The 16,374-nt window shown below is 46.3% G+C and carries 12 protein-coding genes; 5 read left to right on the forward strand and 7 right to left on the reverse strand.

What is annotated here, in order from left to right; all coding sequences use genetic code 11:
• Positions 1-5 precede the first annotated feature (5 nt).
• Positions 6-2,411 (forward strand): phenylalanine--tRNA ligase subunit beta, encoded by a 2,406-nt coding sequence (gene pheT, locus QTN94_RS04405; RefSeq protein ID WP_331427006.1) that lies wholly within the window; start codon positions 6-8, stop codon positions 2,409-2,411.
• A gap of 69 nt (positions 2,412-2,480) precedes the next feature.
• Here the strand turns inward: pheT and pncB are convergent, their stop codons facing one another.
• Positions 2,481-3,734, reverse strand: a complete 1,254-nt coding sequence (gene pncB, locus QTN94_RS04410) for a nicotinate phosphoribosyltransferase (RefSeq protein WP_331427007.1) — start codon at positions 3,732-3,734, stop codon at positions 2,481-2,483.
• Positions 3,735-3,989: 255 nt separating this feature from the next.
• Between pncB and QTN94_RS04415 the strand changes: the two genes are divergently transcribed.
• The 3 genes from QTN94_RS04415 to QTN94_RS04425 all read left to right on the forward strand — a co-directional run bounded on the left by QTN94_RS04415 (position 3,990) and on the right by QTN94_RS04425 (position 5,585).
• Positions 3,990-4,703 (forward strand): NUDIX domain-containing protein, encoded by a 714-nt coding sequence (locus QTN94_RS04415; RefSeq protein ID WP_331418422.1) that lies wholly within the window; start codon positions 3,990-3,992, stop codon positions 4,701-4,703.
• Between the two features lie 92 nt (positions 4,704-4,795).
• Positions 4,796-5,203, forward strand: a complete 408-nt coding sequence (locus QTN94_RS04420; RefSeq protein WP_331427008.1) for a GFA family protein — start codon at positions 4,796-4,798, stop codon at positions 5,201-5,203.
• 1 nt (position 5,204) lies between these two features.
• Positions 5,205-5,585, forward strand: coding sequence for a nuclear transport factor 2 family protein (locus QTN94_RS04425; protein ID WP_331427009.1), 381 nt, complete (start codon positions 5,205-5,207; stop codon positions 5,583-5,585).
• A gap of 132 nt (positions 5,586-5,717) precedes the next feature.
• Here QTN94_RS04425 and QTN94_RS04430 read toward each other — a convergent pair whose 3' ends face one another.
• The 6 genes from QTN94_RS04430 to QTN94_RS04455 all read right to left on the reverse strand — a co-directional run bounded on the left by QTN94_RS04430 (position 5,718) and on the right by QTN94_RS04455 (position 14,900).
• The gene (locus QTN94_RS04430; RefSeq protein ID WP_331427010.1) at positions 5,718-9,164 is read right to left on the reverse strand and encodes a hypothetical protein; all 3,447 of its coding nucleotides are present in this window, start codon (positions 9,162-9,164) and stop codon (positions 5,718-5,720) included.
• A 120-nt stretch (positions 9,165-9,284) separates the two neighbouring features.
• Positions 9,285-10,265: an ABC transporter ATP-binding protein gene (locus QTN94_RS04435; protein ID WP_331427011.1), complete on the reverse strand. Its 981-nt coding sequence runs from the start codon at positions 10,263-10,265 to the stop codon at positions 9,285-9,287.
• A 12-nt stretch (positions 10,266-10,277) separates the two neighbouring features.
• Positions 10,278-11,231: an ABC transporter ATP-binding protein gene (locus tag QTN94_RS04440; protein ID WP_331427012.1), complete on the reverse strand. Its 954-nt coding sequence runs from the start codon at positions 11,229-11,231 to the stop codon at positions 10,278-10,280.
• Complete coding sequence (locus QTN94_RS04445; protein ID WP_138970379.1) at positions 11,228-12,217, reverse strand: ABC transporter permease; 990 nt, start codon at positions 12,215-12,217, stop codon at positions 11,228-11,230. Before QTN94_RS04445 ends, QTN94_RS04440 begins: the two co-directional genes overlap by 4 nt.
• Positions 12,218-12,225: 8 nt before the next feature.
• Positions 12,226-13,200 (reverse strand): ABC transporter permease, encoded by a 975-nt coding sequence (locus tag QTN94_RS04450; RefSeq protein WP_006877543.1) that lies wholly within the window; start codon positions 13,198-13,200, stop codon positions 12,226-12,228.
• 65 nt (positions 13,201-13,265) lie between these two features.
• Positions 13,266-14,900, reverse strand: coding sequence for an ABC transporter substrate-binding protein (locus tag QTN94_RS04455; protein ID WP_331427013.1), 1,635 nt, complete (start codon positions 14,898-14,900; stop codon positions 13,266-13,268).
• Between the two features lie 439 nt (positions 14,901-15,339).
• On the opposite strand from QTN94_RS04455, the gene QTN94_RS04460 reads away from it, so the two are divergent.
• A complete protein-coding gene (locus tag QTN94_RS04460) occupies positions 15,340-16,176 on the forward strand; it encodes a hypothetical protein (protein ID WP_331427014.1) in 837 nt (278 codons plus the stop codon).
• Positions 16,177-16,374: the final 198 nt, after the last annotated feature.

Consider the following 16,374-nt stretch of genomic DNA (forward strand, 5'->3'; position numbering starts at 1 on the left):
TCACTATGAAATTCAGCGAATCATGGCTTCGTGAGTGGGTAAACCCTGCGGTATCCACTGACGAACTAACGCACCAAATCACTATGGCGGGTCTAGAAGTAGACGACGTTCTGCCGGTAGCGGGTTCTTTCACTGGCGTTAAAGTTGGTCAAGTGGTTGAGTGCGGTCAGCACCCAGACGCAGATAAGCTACGCGTTACTAAAGTCGATGTTGGTGCAGAAGAACTGTTGGACATCGTTTGTGGCGCGTCTAACTGTCGTCAAGGCATCAAGGTTGCAGTTGCAACGGTTGGTGCTGTGCTACCAGGCGATTTCAAAATCAAGAAAGCCAAACTACGTGGTCAACCATCACATGGCATGCTGTGCTCATTCTCTGAGCTAGGCATTGACGTAGAATCAGATGGCATTATGGAACTGGCGGAAGACGCGGTAATCGGTACTGATTTTCGTGAATTCCTAGCACTAGATGACGTGACAGTAGACGTTGACCTAACGGCAAACCGAGCGGACTGTTTCAGCATTCGTGGTATGGCTCGTGAAGTGGGCGTTCTTAACCGTGCTGATGTCACTGAGCCAGCAGTAAACCCTGTAGCTCCCGCTATCGACGATCAAGTTTCTATCGAAGTGAAAGCGCCAGCGGCGTGTCCTCGTTACCTAGGTCGTGTGATTAAAAACGTCAATGTGCAAGCAGAAACACCACTTTGGATGCAAGAGAAACTGCGCCGTTGTGGTATTCGCTCTATCGACCCAGTTGTTGACATCACTAACTTTGTTCTTCTAGAGCAAGGTCAACCGATGCACGCATTCGATCTTGCCAAGATCGACGGCGGTATCGTGGTTCGTTTGGCAGAGCAGGGCGAGAAGCTTACGCTTCTAGATGGCACTGAAGCTGAACTTAACGCCGATACTCTTGTTGTTGCTGACCACAACAAAGCGCTAGCGATTGCGGGCATCTTTGGTGGTGAACAATCTGGTGTTACGTCTGAAACCAAAGACGTGCTACTAGAGTGTGCTTTCTTCGCACCAGATCACATTCGTGGTCGCGCGCGTAGCTACGGTCTGCACACAGATTCTTCAATGCGTTTTGAGCGTGGTGTCGATTTCGCACTACAAACGAGCGCAATGGAGCGTGCAACAGAACTTCTAGTTGAGATCTGTGGCGGTGAAGTAGCTCCAGTGGTTGCTGTTGAGTCGCAAGCGGACCTACCAAAAGCAAACACAGTATCACTACGTCGTACCAAACTAGACAACCTACTAGGCCACCACATTGCAGACAGCGATGTTGTTGAAATTCTAGAGCGTCTTGGCCTAACGGTTGAAACAACAGATGCAGGTTGGACAGCAACAGCACCAACATGGCGTTTTGACATTGCCATTGAGCAAGATCTGGTTGAAGAAGTGGGTCGTATCTACGGTTACGACAACATCCCTAACCAAAATCCAGTGGCGGCACTTAAGATGCACGACCACGTTGAAGCAGACATTCCGCTAAAACGCGTTCGTAATCTACTGGTTGATCGTGGTTACCAAGAAGCGATTACCTATAGCTTCGTTGAGCCAGAGCAGCAGAAACTTATCGTTCCGGGTATTGAACCATTAATCCTGCCTTTCCCTATTTCAGCGGATATGTCAGCGATGCGTCTAGGTCTGATTCAAGGCCTTCTGAACACGGTTGTTCATAACCAGAAACGTCAACAGCCACGTGTTCGCTTGTTTGAATACGGTCTGCGTTTCATTCCATGTGAATCTGCTGAAAATGGTATGCGTCAGGAGCCTATGCTGGCTGGTGTTATTGCGGGTACTCGCAGCGAAGAGCACTGGGATATCGCGACCAACACTGTTGATTTCTTCGACCTAAAAGGCGATCTAGAAGCTGTACTTGAGCTAACCGCTAACCAAAGCATTTACTCTTTTGCTGCGCTTTCAGCAGAAGATAAAGCTGCGAATCCAGCGCTTCACCCAGGTCAGTCTGCTGCGATCCTCGTTGACGGCAAGCAAATTGGTGTTATCGGTACTGTTCACCCAGAGCTAGAGCGTAAGTTTGGTCTAAACGGCCGCACTATCGTGTTCGAAGTAGAATGGAATGCAATTAGCACTAAAGTGATCCCAGAAGCGGTTCAGCTTTCTAAGTTCCCATCAAACCGCCGCGACATTGCTGTTGTTGTTGACGAAGCGACCGCTTCTGGTGACATCGTTGCAGCATGTCTAGAGCAGGGTGGTGAATTTCTGAAAGATGCTCGTCTGTTTGACGTTTACATTGGTAAAGGCGTAGAAGAAGGCAAGAAGAGCCTAGCTATTGCGCTTACACTACAATCTGTAGAACGCACTCTTGAAGATGCGGACATTGCCGGCGCAGTCGATACAATCGTTGCTCACGTCTCAGAGAAATTTGGCGCAACACTACGCGATTAATCTCCTTATAGTGAAGCAATAAAAAATGCCACTAGCGTAAGCCAGTGGCATTTTTTTAATGCTTCGCGATCAGCTTGCTTTATCGAATGTAGACTCAAGCCCAAAATTCTGCTTTAACTCGGCAAGAAAGACAGGATCTTCACACATGGCTTTTTCAGGTTCATCACTGATTTTTGCCACAGGAGCACCATTGCATTGAGCCATCTTCACTACCATAGAGAGGGGTTGATAGCGACCGTCTTGATCCTCCCAATCGCCCATATCGTTAGCCAGAAACGTTCCTATGCCAAAACTGACATTTGCTCGTCCAGCGAAGTACTGGCATATCTCAAACGCACGCTCAAAATCGAGACCATCGGTGAAAATGAGCAGCTTAGATTTCGGGTCGATTCCCAGTGACTGGTAGTGAGCAATCATTTTGTCACCCCAATCAAAAGGGTTACCAGAGTCATGACGCACGCCAGCGTAGGCATTGGCGCGTTGCAAAGTAAAATCTTGCAGGAATGCGTTGATGCCAATGGTGTCGGTCAGGGCAATCCCTAAACTACCATTAAAGGCTTGTTGCCAGAGGTCGAGGGCAACTCTTTGTGACTGCCCAGGTTTTGCAAGCTGCTGATGAGCCATAAACCATTCATGGGCAACCGTACCGATAGGAGTTAGCGAAAACTGTTTTGCCAAATGGTAGTTACTGGTGCCTGACATTAAATCTGGGACATGTTGGCGTAGGTAATCAACCACATCGTGCTGTACCTGTGCACTGAAACGGCGTCGGCTACCCATTTCGGAAAACGTGAAATTATCGATCTTGCGCTGGTCGAGCTCGATTTTAAGTCTAGCGACTTTTTCCGCCAGAACATTGTGGAACTGTTCATAAGGGATATGGCTCCAGCGGCTTCGGTTGCGGAGTTCAGAGATAATACTCATCGCTAGCGTTTCATACAAGATGGTCTCATGCCAGAGACCACTAACGGATACTTTTAGCTGGGGCTTCCCGCTTGCTGTTGAGGTGGTCACAGACACCTGTTGAGCAGGTTTAAAACGAAAGTTGCGCAAATACTCGATAAAACCGGATTCTAAATAGGGAGCCTGACTCGCTAAGTAGCTGAGTTCTTGTTGAGAAAAATAACAGTGCGCGAGTTTCGCGATCTCACTTTCTACTTGCGGCGCAAGATAGGAAAGGTCTTCATCTGAACGAACAATGAGCTCATAGCGTACCGTCGTGGTTGGGTAGTACTTATGAGCAGCGTGCATCATATTGATCTTATAAACGTCGAGATCGAGAGCACTTTGAATGATACGGTCATTGAAAAGCTTGGTGGTCATTCAACCATCCTATCGGTTAATCAGGCTAATTGTTCCACCAAACTTTAAAGTAGTCCATTAGGTTTGTCAAATTGTGTTATTAACTACTTTAGTCTAACAGCTATTTCCCTAAATGAATTATTGCTTATAGCCAAAAGCCTTTTAAGGGCATGAGAATTAAATTAATGTAGTTAATCACAAAAAGTTACTTTCCTGTTGACCTGCTGCATTCCAGTGGTAAGGTGTTGGTTGAATTAAGGATGTAGGAAATTCACCATGATTGTCACTATCGACATGATCTGCCTCAGATTAGGAGAGAGCGGGTTAGAAGTATTGCTGATTAAGCGCAACAACGCTGACCGGCCTCAACATGGTATGTGGTCAATTCCAGGTGGTTTTGTGTTTGAGCAAGATCTGACCAATCAAGGTGGACAGCCTGCAGATGAAGATTTTGACGCAGCACGTCGCCGTATTTGTCGACAGAAGATTCATACCTATCCTAACTACATCAGCCAACCAATGGTTGAAGGTAACCCGAAGCGTGACCCTGAAGGGTGGAGTGTGACCATTGCACATTACGCGTTACTTAATAACGCAAATGTTGAACAGATCGAGAACAGCGGGTTGTGTCGTGAACAGCTAAGATGGTTTGGGCTCAATGAAGTGCTCGATAACCAAGTGGCGTTAGCGTTTGACCACGCTCAACTGATCTCCTTGGCTTGGCATAAATTACGTGCCGCGATCGAATACACCTCTGTTGCCTTATTTGCTCTTGATAAGGAGTTCTTAGTGTCAGACATTATCGCGGCATACGAAAAGTTCGGTGTTGAAGTGAATCGGATGACGGTGAAACGACGTCTTATCGATACTGGCGTAATCGTTAGTGCCAACAAAATGGCTTCAACAAACAGAGGCAAAGGCGGAAAGCCTGCTCAGGTATATAGCCTCAGCGAGAAGAGTGTGACTTATTTTCAAACTTGTTTACGTTGATATCAAGAAGGAGCTAGAGATGCGCTTGCAACGTGTAGAAATCGAGAAGAACAAAACTGCTTGTATCGACGTCGACCCACAGCAAGGGTTTAGTGAACAAAGTGGGCAATACAGAAATCAAGCTTAAGCACAAAGCTAGCTGTCACTGTGGCAGTGTAGTGCTTGAGCTGACCTTGCCTAATGGTATAGAAAATCCACGCCGTTGTGACTGTTCGATATGCCGTCGCAAGGGAGCAATTGTTGGCTCAGTTGACCTAAGTGGTATTCGCATTGTGGAAGGAGAAGATGTTCTTAAGCTCTATCAGTTCAATACCAAAACAGCGAAACACTATTTTTGTTCCAACTGTGGTATTTACACCCACCATCAACGTCGTTCCAACCCCAATGAATATGGGTTTAACATTGGTTGTCTGGAAGGGGTGAACCCTTTCGACTTAGGTGATGTAGTCACTAATGACGGCGTGAATCATCCAGCCGACAAACTTAAAGATAAAAGATAACATGGAATCAAAACAGGTAGTTGAAGCCTTTTGGGATGCGATGAAAAGCAACGATTTTTCGCAAGTTGGCCAATGGCTAAGTGATGACTTTATATGCTTGTGGCCTCAATCAGGTGAACAAATTGTCGGGAGAGACAATTTTATCGCCATTAACTCATCTTATCCTGCTCATGGTCGTTGGCTATTCGATATTCATTCGATAGTCTGCGATGGTGATACCGTAGTCACCGATGTGTCTGTGACCGATGGTGTCCAGAAAGCACGTGCTATCACGTTTCATACGGTTGAAAATGGTCTGATTCGTCATCAAAAAGAGTTTTGGCCAGAACCAATGCAAGCTCAATCATGGCGCTCTCAATGGGTAGAGTTAGTGGTTCAATAAGTTATCAGGGCAGATGAGGCGTCCGATCAGCAATACCGATAAAGGTAGATGACTTCAACTCGAAATAAAAAAGGCGGGCTGCCAAGTTTTCCCCCGATAAACTTAGCAGCCCGCAAAACTAACCGGCTAAAGTTAGCGAGCGAGTAATTGATGTTTAGGTAGCAGTACCTTTATTTTCTTGATTTTGTTATCTCTTGCGAACAGATGTTCACTGAGTGTTGAACTCAGTACTAGTCCATCAATCTGCTCGCTGCTGCCATCGGTGAAGCAGCATGTGATGCTGGTACTCTCAGACAACTGATAGATAAATGGTACTTGGCAGTAGGTAAATGCCAACTGATTGGCTTCAACTTTATAGCTACAGCGTTCACCTAACACACTTAGACAGTTAAATTGACTATCTTGGGATAAGAATTCCTGTTCAGATAGCAGTGATGGATTGATGCCGATTTGTCCATCTTTCACTTCGATTCCCAGTTCAGTGAATCGGGTAATTACCTCTTCTTTTACCTGTCCTGTCATACCCGGCTGTTGGGCACCCGCTTGTTTTGGCGTGTGTGAATACGGGTCGGTAGGAAAAGCCCCGTAATTATCGGGTGTCTTGTTGAACCCGATCCCAGCGCGAACTTTGTAGTAGTAGTCAGCCAGCTTAGTTGTCTCCGTGCTGGTTGGGTCTAAGTCACGTGCCGCTAGATAGTTTTCCTGTACCGCTAGAAGCAACTTGGAAACCATATGCCAGTAGATACAACCAAGACCTTCATAACCGAACATGGTTCCTGAGCGTCCGGTAAACGCTTTGTGGTTGAACACTTGTTCGTATAAGGCATGAATCGATTCGATAGCTTCGTCAGTTAACTGTTTGTACTCATCACGGTCTAGCGTTGATAACGCCGATGAAAGGTAATCTGCGTTTTCGAAAGCAGGATTAAAATGAACACATCCCATTGCATCTTGATTGATGATTCGGTTATCTCCTGCTTCTAACATGGCAGAAAGAAGCGGAGATTGGGCAATGAGTTCACTCGCTATCTGGTTCTTATCGACAAAACTTGGTAGCTCACGGTCAGGGTAGAGCATAAAGCTCTGTTGATCTTCACGGAACATTTCACTCGCAAATAGGTTGTCGAGTAGAGTGACCGCTTGGCGAGGTGTCAGTACGCCCGAGCTCAGTGCTGCTACCTGACCTTCTAACATCGGGTAGAGTTGTTCGATATTGAGGCTCTCACCTGAGTAGGTAACGATATTGTAAGCGTTGTACAAACCGTCCTGACGCAAGTTATTGTTGATGCTGGAATCAAGCACATCCAAGCTGGTCACCAGCATTTGCTGAATGGCAGACAGTTCAACTTGAGTTTTCCCTGAGAAGCCTTTCATGCGGTAGACGCGATTGCGGTAAAGTTCGAATGCCTTTTCCAACTGAGTCAGAATTGCCTTGCGAGTTTGGCGAGTGACCGTCTCTTGGCGAATTTCTTTGTTCGCATCTTGTAGTACCTTGTGGATAGACAGCATCCAGTCAAAGACCTCTTTCGAGATAGAAATCGTGTCTGGAGCATTATTCAATAACTCTAGGGCAAACGAGACATAGCGACGCATGTAATAGAGCGTGACCATGGACAAACCGTTACCGACGATTGCGTTATTGGCGTCATTCCATTCTGGACGTTGGGTATTCAGCCAAATGCCGCCATCTAGGACCAAGTTACTCAGTTTTGAAAGCAGTGGAACGAGAATTTTTTCTGTTAGGTTGACCATGTAAACCTGATTTCCGCCTTCTACCAAGAGGCGACCATCGCTGCCTAATTCCTCGACACGTTGCTCGATTTCCTGTTGCAATTGCTGGTCAAACGCAACGGTGTCTTTAGGGTTGGCAAATAGCTGTTCAACTGAGCAAAGTTTGTAAGGTACGTTTGCGTAGCTGTAGATGTCGTTGGTGAGTTGTTGAGTTAACTCTTTACCTTGATACTGCTTAGCCAATTCTAAGAACTTGAGTAAGTAGATGATCTGGTGATCACCCCAGTAACCAATATTACTCCAAGGATCATCAGGTTCTAGCAGTTCCCAGTCGATTCCATCTTTGGTAATACGGTAAGGGTTGTAACCGTCTATGGTTGATGCATTGACAAACTTTGCGATGAAAGATTGGATAAAACCAGGGTAGCTTAGTGCAATGGCTTCCCAGTTCTGGAAGATGTCACGCCAGTTGCCTTGGTAAGAGAGCAAACGCTCACCGTTTTCATCTTTGAGTTTGATTTCGTAGTGGTTCCACGGACGGCTTGGGTCACCATGACGGCGACCAAAAGTTAGGGGTAAGTATTCGTAGCTAAGGCGCACTAGCTGTGGGTCTTGGCTATGGATCGCTGCTTTGATTAGCTCTGCGTGGGTAAAAGTGTCTGGCAGATCCGCAAAGAATGCGCGGTGTTTATCCGCGACATTTTTATTGGCGTTACGCAGGGTTTTTATCACGTCAGATTTATCTAGATGGTAGTTGTTTTCAATCACACCACCACGCATGTTATTAAAGAGCACGTTAGCGTAGTGATGAACGCTGGTGTTCTCTTGATTGGTTAGCTGCCATGCATCTGCCCCTGACATCAGCTTGATCAAGTCGTTTTGGTTGTCGGCGATGGTTTGCTCTACGTTGAGGCGAAGTTCAGCGGGTTTGCTAAGCAGTTGCGTCAGTTCACAAATCTCTTTATGGCTTTTGTCGATGTCAGCAACAATGAGCCAGCCTTGGGATTCTCCGCCAGCAAGCGATACTGTTTTGTGAATCAAATAGCTACCGCGAACCCCCTTGGTGAGTGGTTCGCTGTTCATTGGCAGACCTCGGCGGAAGGCACCGAGTTGCTCACTGCTTAACAGCAGTTGGTGTTCCCCTTGTTCAACCGCAAAAACCGCTGTTGCAAGTAGGGACTCCGAAGGCTCTGCGCGGTCAGAGAGCTTGGCATACATGGTGTAAAGTGCCAGCGACGAAGAGTCAACCTGTTCGTTCCACTTATACGCGTCGACAAGCGCACTGCGCGTTTGTAGAGCCGCTAGTGGTGCGCCAGATGGTAGTAGGTTCTGGATACCATCTACCACTTCAAGGTGACATTCTTGTGCGCTCAAGTTTGTGAATTGACAGTGGCGAACAAAACCATAGCGTTCGCTCGTTTTCCAACTGTAGCTAAATTTAAGTTGGAGAGTATGGTTGATTTCTTCAAAGACAAGCTTGTCCCCAACCGTATTCTTATAGAGATTTCGTTCAGTATGATAAAGACCATTGTGATGTAGGTTGAACGGTTCCCAAAGTACCACGCCGTCGTCTTTTTGAACTCGGACTATGGTTTTCGATCCGGTATTGTCGGCATTTTCATGAATATGATCGACAGAACGATAAGGAAATAGGGCGTTTTCTGGGCGAATACGGCCTGCCGACAAGCTGCCTGTTGATGAGATAAACAGCCAATGGTCGCTGGCGGATACAACGCTGATGAAAAAGGGTTTCATCTGATCTACGTTGCTAATTTTGTAGAATCGTTCGCCTTCTAAATCGACGAACTGTCCTGCAACAGGTAACTGTGATTGGTACTCAAAAGTCATAATATTGTTCCTTGCTATCACATTTCGCCAGATTTTGGGCAAAGTAAGCCCTAGCTAAGTTGACAGAGTGATTATCTCTGTCAGCCCAGAGCGAAATATGTATCTGAATTTATTTACTAATTACAAGTGATGGCAGCGCGCATAATGGTCTTCTCCCACCTGGGTCGGCTCGGGAACAGACTGAGTGCATATCGCGCTGGCTTTAAGACAGCGACTGGCAAATGGACAACCGACACTGCTTGGTCTCCAGAGCGGAATTTCACCTTTTTTCGCGGTCAACTCACGTTTGCCTGCGTTGCCTACTTCAGGCACCGCAGAAAGGAGCAACTGAGAGTAGGGATGCTGTGGATTTTGCGTCACGCTGTCACTGTTACCCCATTCCACCATGTGACCGACGTACATAACGGCAGTCTTCTCAGCAAAGTAGCGAGCTGTGGCGATATCGTGGGTGATGTACATAAAAGAGATGCCATGTTTATCTTTGAGATCTAACATCAGGTTGAGGATCCCGAGGCGAACCGACACGTCCAGCATTGAAATAGGTTCATCAGCCAGAATTACATCAGGGTCCACTGCAATCGCACGAGCGATAGCGACACGTTGACGTTGACCACCACTTAATTCATGTGGGAATTTCTCGGCGGTCTCTTTCACTGGTGACAGACCAACCAGTTCCAGTAGCTCATACACTAATTGTGGAATGGCTTCTTTATCTGCTCGGTTATGGATCATTAGTGGTCGAGCGATGTGGTGATAAATGGTGTGAACAGGGTTTAATGAGCCAAACGGATCCTGAAAAATCATCTGAACCTGACGCGCATATTCCAATTCACCGTGCTGTTTGATGTATTCACCGAGTTCTTGTCCCTTAAACTCAACCCGTCCATCGGTCTTGTCATAGATGCGAGTCAGTATTCGAGCTCCGGTACTTTTACCTGAACCAGATTCGCCAACAATAGCCAGTGCTTCACCTTTGCGTAATTCAAATGACACATCGTTGACGGCACGCATAAGATTGCTCTTCGCTGACTGACCAAGAGGGAAGTCCTTGACGAGATTTTTAACTGAGAGAATGACCTCAGGATTTTTTGTGTTGTCCATCTTTCTCTCCTGTTATACAAGGTGGCATGAGACTAAATTGCCATTCTCAACGTGTGTGAGTGTTGGCTCTGCTTGTTTGCACTGAGCAAAACAGACGTTGCAGCGTTCCTGAAAATTACAGCCTTGCGGGATCTGCAATAAATTCACTGGGTTTCCAGGTATTCCGTATAAACGTTCTTTTGGTCCGTGAATGGTTGGGAACGAAGAGATCAGCCCTTTGGTATACGGGTGTTGAGGATCACCGAATACTTTCTGAGCCTCACCAAGTTCGATGAGATTGCCCGCATACATCACACCAATACGATCGGCAATCTCACCCATCAAGCTCAAGTCATGGCTGATGAACAGGATCGAGAATCCAAACTTGCTTTTAAGCTCATACAGTTCATTAAGGATTTCTCGTTCAACGACCACATCGAGCGCCGTCGTAGGTTCATCCATAATGATTAGCTTTGGTTCAAGTGCTAAGGCGACGGCGATGACGACACGTTGGCGCATACCACCACTTAACTGGTGGGGAAAGCTCGCCATGCGATCTGCGTGGATGCCAACGATATTAAGCAACTCAACCGCACGTTCGTAAGCTTGCTTATATGGGATTTGTCGATGAGCGAGGATCACGTCAGTCAACTGCTCACCAATGGTAATGACCGGGTTCAGTGAGTTCATTGCACTTTGAAAGACCACTGAAACATCGTTCCAGCGGAAATTACGCAACTGGCGGTCATTCATTTTCAAAACGTCCTGACCGTTGTAGATGATCTCACCTTCAGAAATTAGCGCAGGCGCTTTATGTAGGCGAGAGATGGCAAATGCCAGTGTGCTTTTACCACAACCTGATTCACCCGCAATGCCCAATGTCTCGCCTGGTGCGATGGAGAGGCTAACGTTATTGACCGCGCGTGCTACGCCATTAGGAGAAACATAGTCTACGCATAAGTTATTGATTTCTAGTAACTTACTCATCTTAGGCCTCGGCGTTTATCTGCTTCTTTTTTCAGTTTGTGCCACAACTTCATGTGTGGGCCAGTACGTAGTTTCGGGTTACTAACTTGGTCAATAGACATGTTAATGAGTGCCAGAGCACCACCAGTGATCGCGAGAGCCATAGCCGGTACCAGCATCTCCCACCATGCACCAGTGTAAAGTGCCGAAGAAGTTTGAGCCCAGTAGAGCATGGAGCCCCAACTGACTTCAGTTGCATCACCTAAACCAAGAATACCGAGTCCAGCTTCTGAACCCATAGCGTAGATAACCGTACCTAGGAAGCCACCGAACACAATCGATACAAGGTTAGGTAAGATCTCAACTAGGATGATGCGTATCTTTGACTCGCCCATCACTTCAGCAGAGATGATGAACTCCTTGTTGCGTATCGCCATGGTTTGCGAGCGTATTACCCGCGCCCCCCAGGGCCAGGAGGTAATCCCGAGTAGTATGGTGATCACCAGCGACCCAACCTGTCCCAAAAAGGCGGCGAGCACGATTAGCAGTGGCAACTGCGGAAAGACCAGAAAAACGTTAGTCAGGAAGTTAAGACGATCATCAATTTTGCCGCCAAAGTAACCTGAAGAGACACCGATGATGACCGCAAGGCTCATGGCAATGACACCTGCTGAAATGGCAACGGTAAGTGACTTACGCGCTCCGTAAAGCACTTGACTATATACATCACGGCCGCTACGAGTCGTGCCTAGCACATGTTCTGCATTCGGTGCAACGTGAGGCCTTGCAACCCGTTTTTCTGGGTTATGAGTGGCAAGTACAGGGGCAAACAACGCACCGGCCAGTACGATAGTAAGTAATAGGCCTCCGATAATCGCTGGTGGGTTACCGTAAAAGAACGCATATAGTTTGCTAAGAAATTTTTTGACTCGTTGCCAAGAGAACTTTGATTCACGTTGGGTCAAAGCATGGGCAGAAGACGAGGTTGTGTTAATGAGTTTGTCCATGATGCACCTTAATTCGAAATACGTGGATCGAGCCAAACGTAAAGTAGGTCGGCAATGAAGTTAGCTGTCAAAACAGCAGAGACTAAGATAAGAAGAATGGCTTGGATCAGTGGGTAGTCACGAGCCACAATGCCTTTAAGTAGGATGTTGCCTAGTCCTTGGTAGTTAAACACCACTTCGGTCATGATCGAGCCTGCAAATGAGAAACCTATCGCCATAGCAATCGCGGTTGCGACTGGCAGGATTGCATTACGTCCTGCGTAGCGAGACATCACACGATAGCTACTCAGTCCTTTCGCTTCTGCCATGGTGACGTAATCTTCGCCCAACACGTTAATCATCGCGTTACGCATGTTAAACACCCAAGTCGAGATACCAACAATCACCATGGAACCAACAGGCAGTACCGCGTGCTTAGCTACGCTGGAGATAAACTCCCAGCTAAACGCTGGATCCAGTGACGGGTCGTAGGTGTAGGCGAGCGGCAGCATCTCTAGCTTTAAGCCAAAGAAATAGAACAGCAGCAGCGCGGTTACTATGTATGGAAAGTTACTGATAAACGCCAGTACTGGCGGTACTACCTGACCAAAGAAGCCTTCGCGGCGGTAAGAAGCATAGGTACCGATGCTGACACCTATAATCAGAGCAACAATCAGTGAGCCCAGCGCCAGAAACATAGTCCAAGGTAGGGCGTTGGCGATCACTTCAGACACACTAACAGGGAACATCAGCACAGAAGGGCCAAGATCGAGGGTAAATACACTCTTTATGTAGGCGATGTACTGTTCAAAGATATTGCCATCAACGAAGCCATACATTTCACGAACAGCGTCCATCTGAGCAGGGTCCATTCGACCTTGAGCCGCAGCAAACAGTGCGTCTACAGGGTCTCCAGGCATCAGCCGAGGCAACATAAAGTTGAAAGATATCGCAATAAGAAATGCGGTAAAATAAAAGCCAAATCGGCGAACTAAAAACGACATAACGAACCTTTTTAATCAAGGAGCCCAAAGCGAGTTGGGCTCCGTATAGTTGCTAGAGAGAAAGATTATTTAAGGTGTAGGTTGTTTAGAATAATCACGCGCTTACCGCCGTCGTACCATACTGGCTGTACGTATGGGTCCTTTTCATTCGGCCAGCCAACGACTTTCTTGGTACTGTACTGGAACCAAGTTGGGTTCGAGAACAGTGGAATGAATGGCATGTTTTGCGCTGTAAACTCTTGCAGCTCAGAGATGACGGCTTCTTGCTTTTGCGCATTGCCGATCTTGCCAAAGCTATCGATAAGGTTGTCGATTTCTGGCGAGTTGACGCCGTGCCCCGCATGCCAAGTCTTACCAATGCGAGATGTTGAGAAGTACTCTTGGTAAGCCAGAATTGGGTTCGTTGCGACCATCGACCAGTTGATCGACATGGTATAGTTGCTTTCTTTAAGGTTCTTATCGTAAACCGCCCAGTCAACTGTTTTGACATTCGCTTTAATGCCTACTTCCTCGAAGTACTCAGTGACCATCTGGACAACTTGAATCCAGTCTGTCCAGCCGTTAACGACTTCGATATCGAAAGAAATATTTGAACCATCGGCATTATCACGGTAACCGTCGCCGTTTTTGTCCACTAAACCCGCTTCATCAAGTAGTGATTTCGCTTTCTCTGCGTCGTATTGAGTCAGGTAACCGTATTTTTGGTTTACGCTTTGATCGATGTGAGTTTTGTATAGCTCCGCGATACCGCCTGGATTGTAGTTTGCCGTCGGGTAACCATAGGCTGCGATATCAACGATAGCTTCACGATCGAGAGCCATAGACAGAGCTTGTCGCACACGAAGGTCATCGAAAGGCTTCTGTTTGGTGTTCACATATAGGTGAATAGCATCGTTTGCTGGGTACCAGAAATGGTTGTTTGCCTTGTCTTGAGCAACGAAAGTCGACTCAACATCGGCAATAAAGTTTGAACCCCAGTCGATTTCGCCTTTGATCAGTGCCGGCTGGATCTGTGAGTTATCGTTGTATGAACGGAAGTTAACACAATCTAAGTAAGGTCTACCTTCAAGGTAGTAATTTGGGTTGCGGCATAGCTCCATCTGTTGAGGTTTAAGGTATTTCACCACTGTCATTGGACCGCTACCCACTGGGTTAGGGTTAGTGAAAGTGGTGAGGTCATTCACTTTTGACCAAACATGCTTAGGTACAATGTGGTAGCGCTCTAGATTCCAAGCAAAGGTAGAGTCCGCTTTCTCTAACTGGAAGACGATGGTGGTTTCGTCTGTCGACGTAATAGTTTGTAGATTTTTGCCTGACCAAATGCCTTTTTGGTCAAATGCTGGTGCTTCTTTTGTCAGCATAAAACTGTACACAACATCTTCCGCAGTCAGTGGAGTACCATCCGACCATTTCAAGCCAGGCTTGAGTTTTAACGTGATGGTTTTTAGGTCGTCTGAATAGGCATAAGATTCTGCAAGACGGAAGTCTGTTTTACCCGTCATGTTATTAAAGACCATTAGTGGTTCAAACATGATGCCGTGGTATAGGTCTTTCGTTGTGTAAGGGTTGAAGTTCTCAACAAAGCCTGTGTTGATAATTGGCACCGTTAGGGTACCACCTTGCTTGATGTCTTCTGCTTGAGCGGCTGTAGAAAGCAGCATACTAGCAGCAATGGTCGCGAGCAGAGTTTTCTTATGCATCACATTGTCCTTATTTAATTATTAAGTTTTGATTCATCCCCGGAAGCACTTATCAAAGAAAGCGCTTTCTTTAGTGTGTTTTAGTCTTATCGATAGCAGAGTTCAAACTTTTGTCTTAAAAACAGACCTTAGATCACAGAACCAGACTCACATTTCGATTCATTGATACTGAATGAGGTTTTAATATAATTTGTTGTTTTATATGTACTTATGTTTGATTTTATCGCGTAATAAGGTGTTTTCTATGTGCTAGGAAAGCAGGGTGGTTAGAGAGGTTTTAAGTCAAAATGGCTTAAATTTTAGACATGGCTCACTGTTTTTTCCTTGTTAAATTTGCACGAAATCACAAAAACCAGCAAAACAAAAGAAACCGCTTTCTTTGGTGGGTGCGAAGAGTAAAGTCGACGCCATAAACCAACAGAAATCTTTAAGGTAACTCATGATCAAATTCTGGAACGGAAACAAATCGGCCGCTCGGCAAAGCTATGAGTATCAGCTGTTACAATGCTTGGTTGAAGGCTCGCAACTGGCTGATGGTATTGAAAATGATATAACCGATTATCCATTGGCAGTAGATGAAAGAGAGGTATTGGATAAAGGAACGGATCTATTGGTTACGGTCGCTGGAAATAAAAAGTTCTCGGGTAAGCCGCTGATAGAATTAAAACATCCTCTTTGCAATGGGTTGCTTGGTTGGCGTTTGTGTATCGTTGCCGATCACAGAGTGAAGGAGTTTCAATCACTGTCATTATCGCAACTCAGACAGAAAAAGGTTGGGGTGCCTGCGACTTGGGTGGATGCGGAGGTATTCCGTGCCAACGGCTTCACTGTTATTGAGCAAGGTAGTCTAGATGACATGCTCAATTGGGTGGCAGATGGCAGCGTAGATTTTATTACCCTCGGCGCAAACGAAGCCCATGATATCCTGCAACAGCAACAGCAACAGCAACAGCAACAGCAACAGCAACAGCAACAGCATCTAAGTGCGAAGCTTGCTATCGAACCAACGTTAGCGGTCTACTACCCATTTCCTTTGGTCTTTTATCTCAACCACAATAGGGAAGACCTCGCTAATCTACTTGTGCAACAATTGCTGAAGAAAGAAAATCAAATTACGCAATTGTTTGAGCAACACTATGGTAGGGTTGTAGGACAATCAAACCTCCATGCACGTACAAAAATTGTATTGGATAACCCTTTGCTACCCAGAGAATATTTACCATTGCTTGAGCGGTATGAGCAGCGATATTGTTCGTGTGCGAGTGAAGAGTGCTAGCGAATCGGCTAGAGGATTGGTCATAAAAAAGAGCGGATACAATCCGCTCTTTTATTTTCAGCCCTAAACCACCTACTTCAGTAGGTGGTTATCATCCGTTTCGGCTTTGCCTGTAAAACTACTCATGCTAAATGCGTCTTTGATTTTTCCAGAAGTCAAAGAGGACAAATAACATGAGTAGATACAATCAAGCTTCCC

This window comes from Vibrio sp. M250220 (assembly GCF_036533795.1).
In the GTDB taxonomy this organism is placed as follows: domain Bacteria; phylum Pseudomonadota; class Gammaproteobacteria; order Enterobacterales; family Vibrionaceae; genus Vibrio.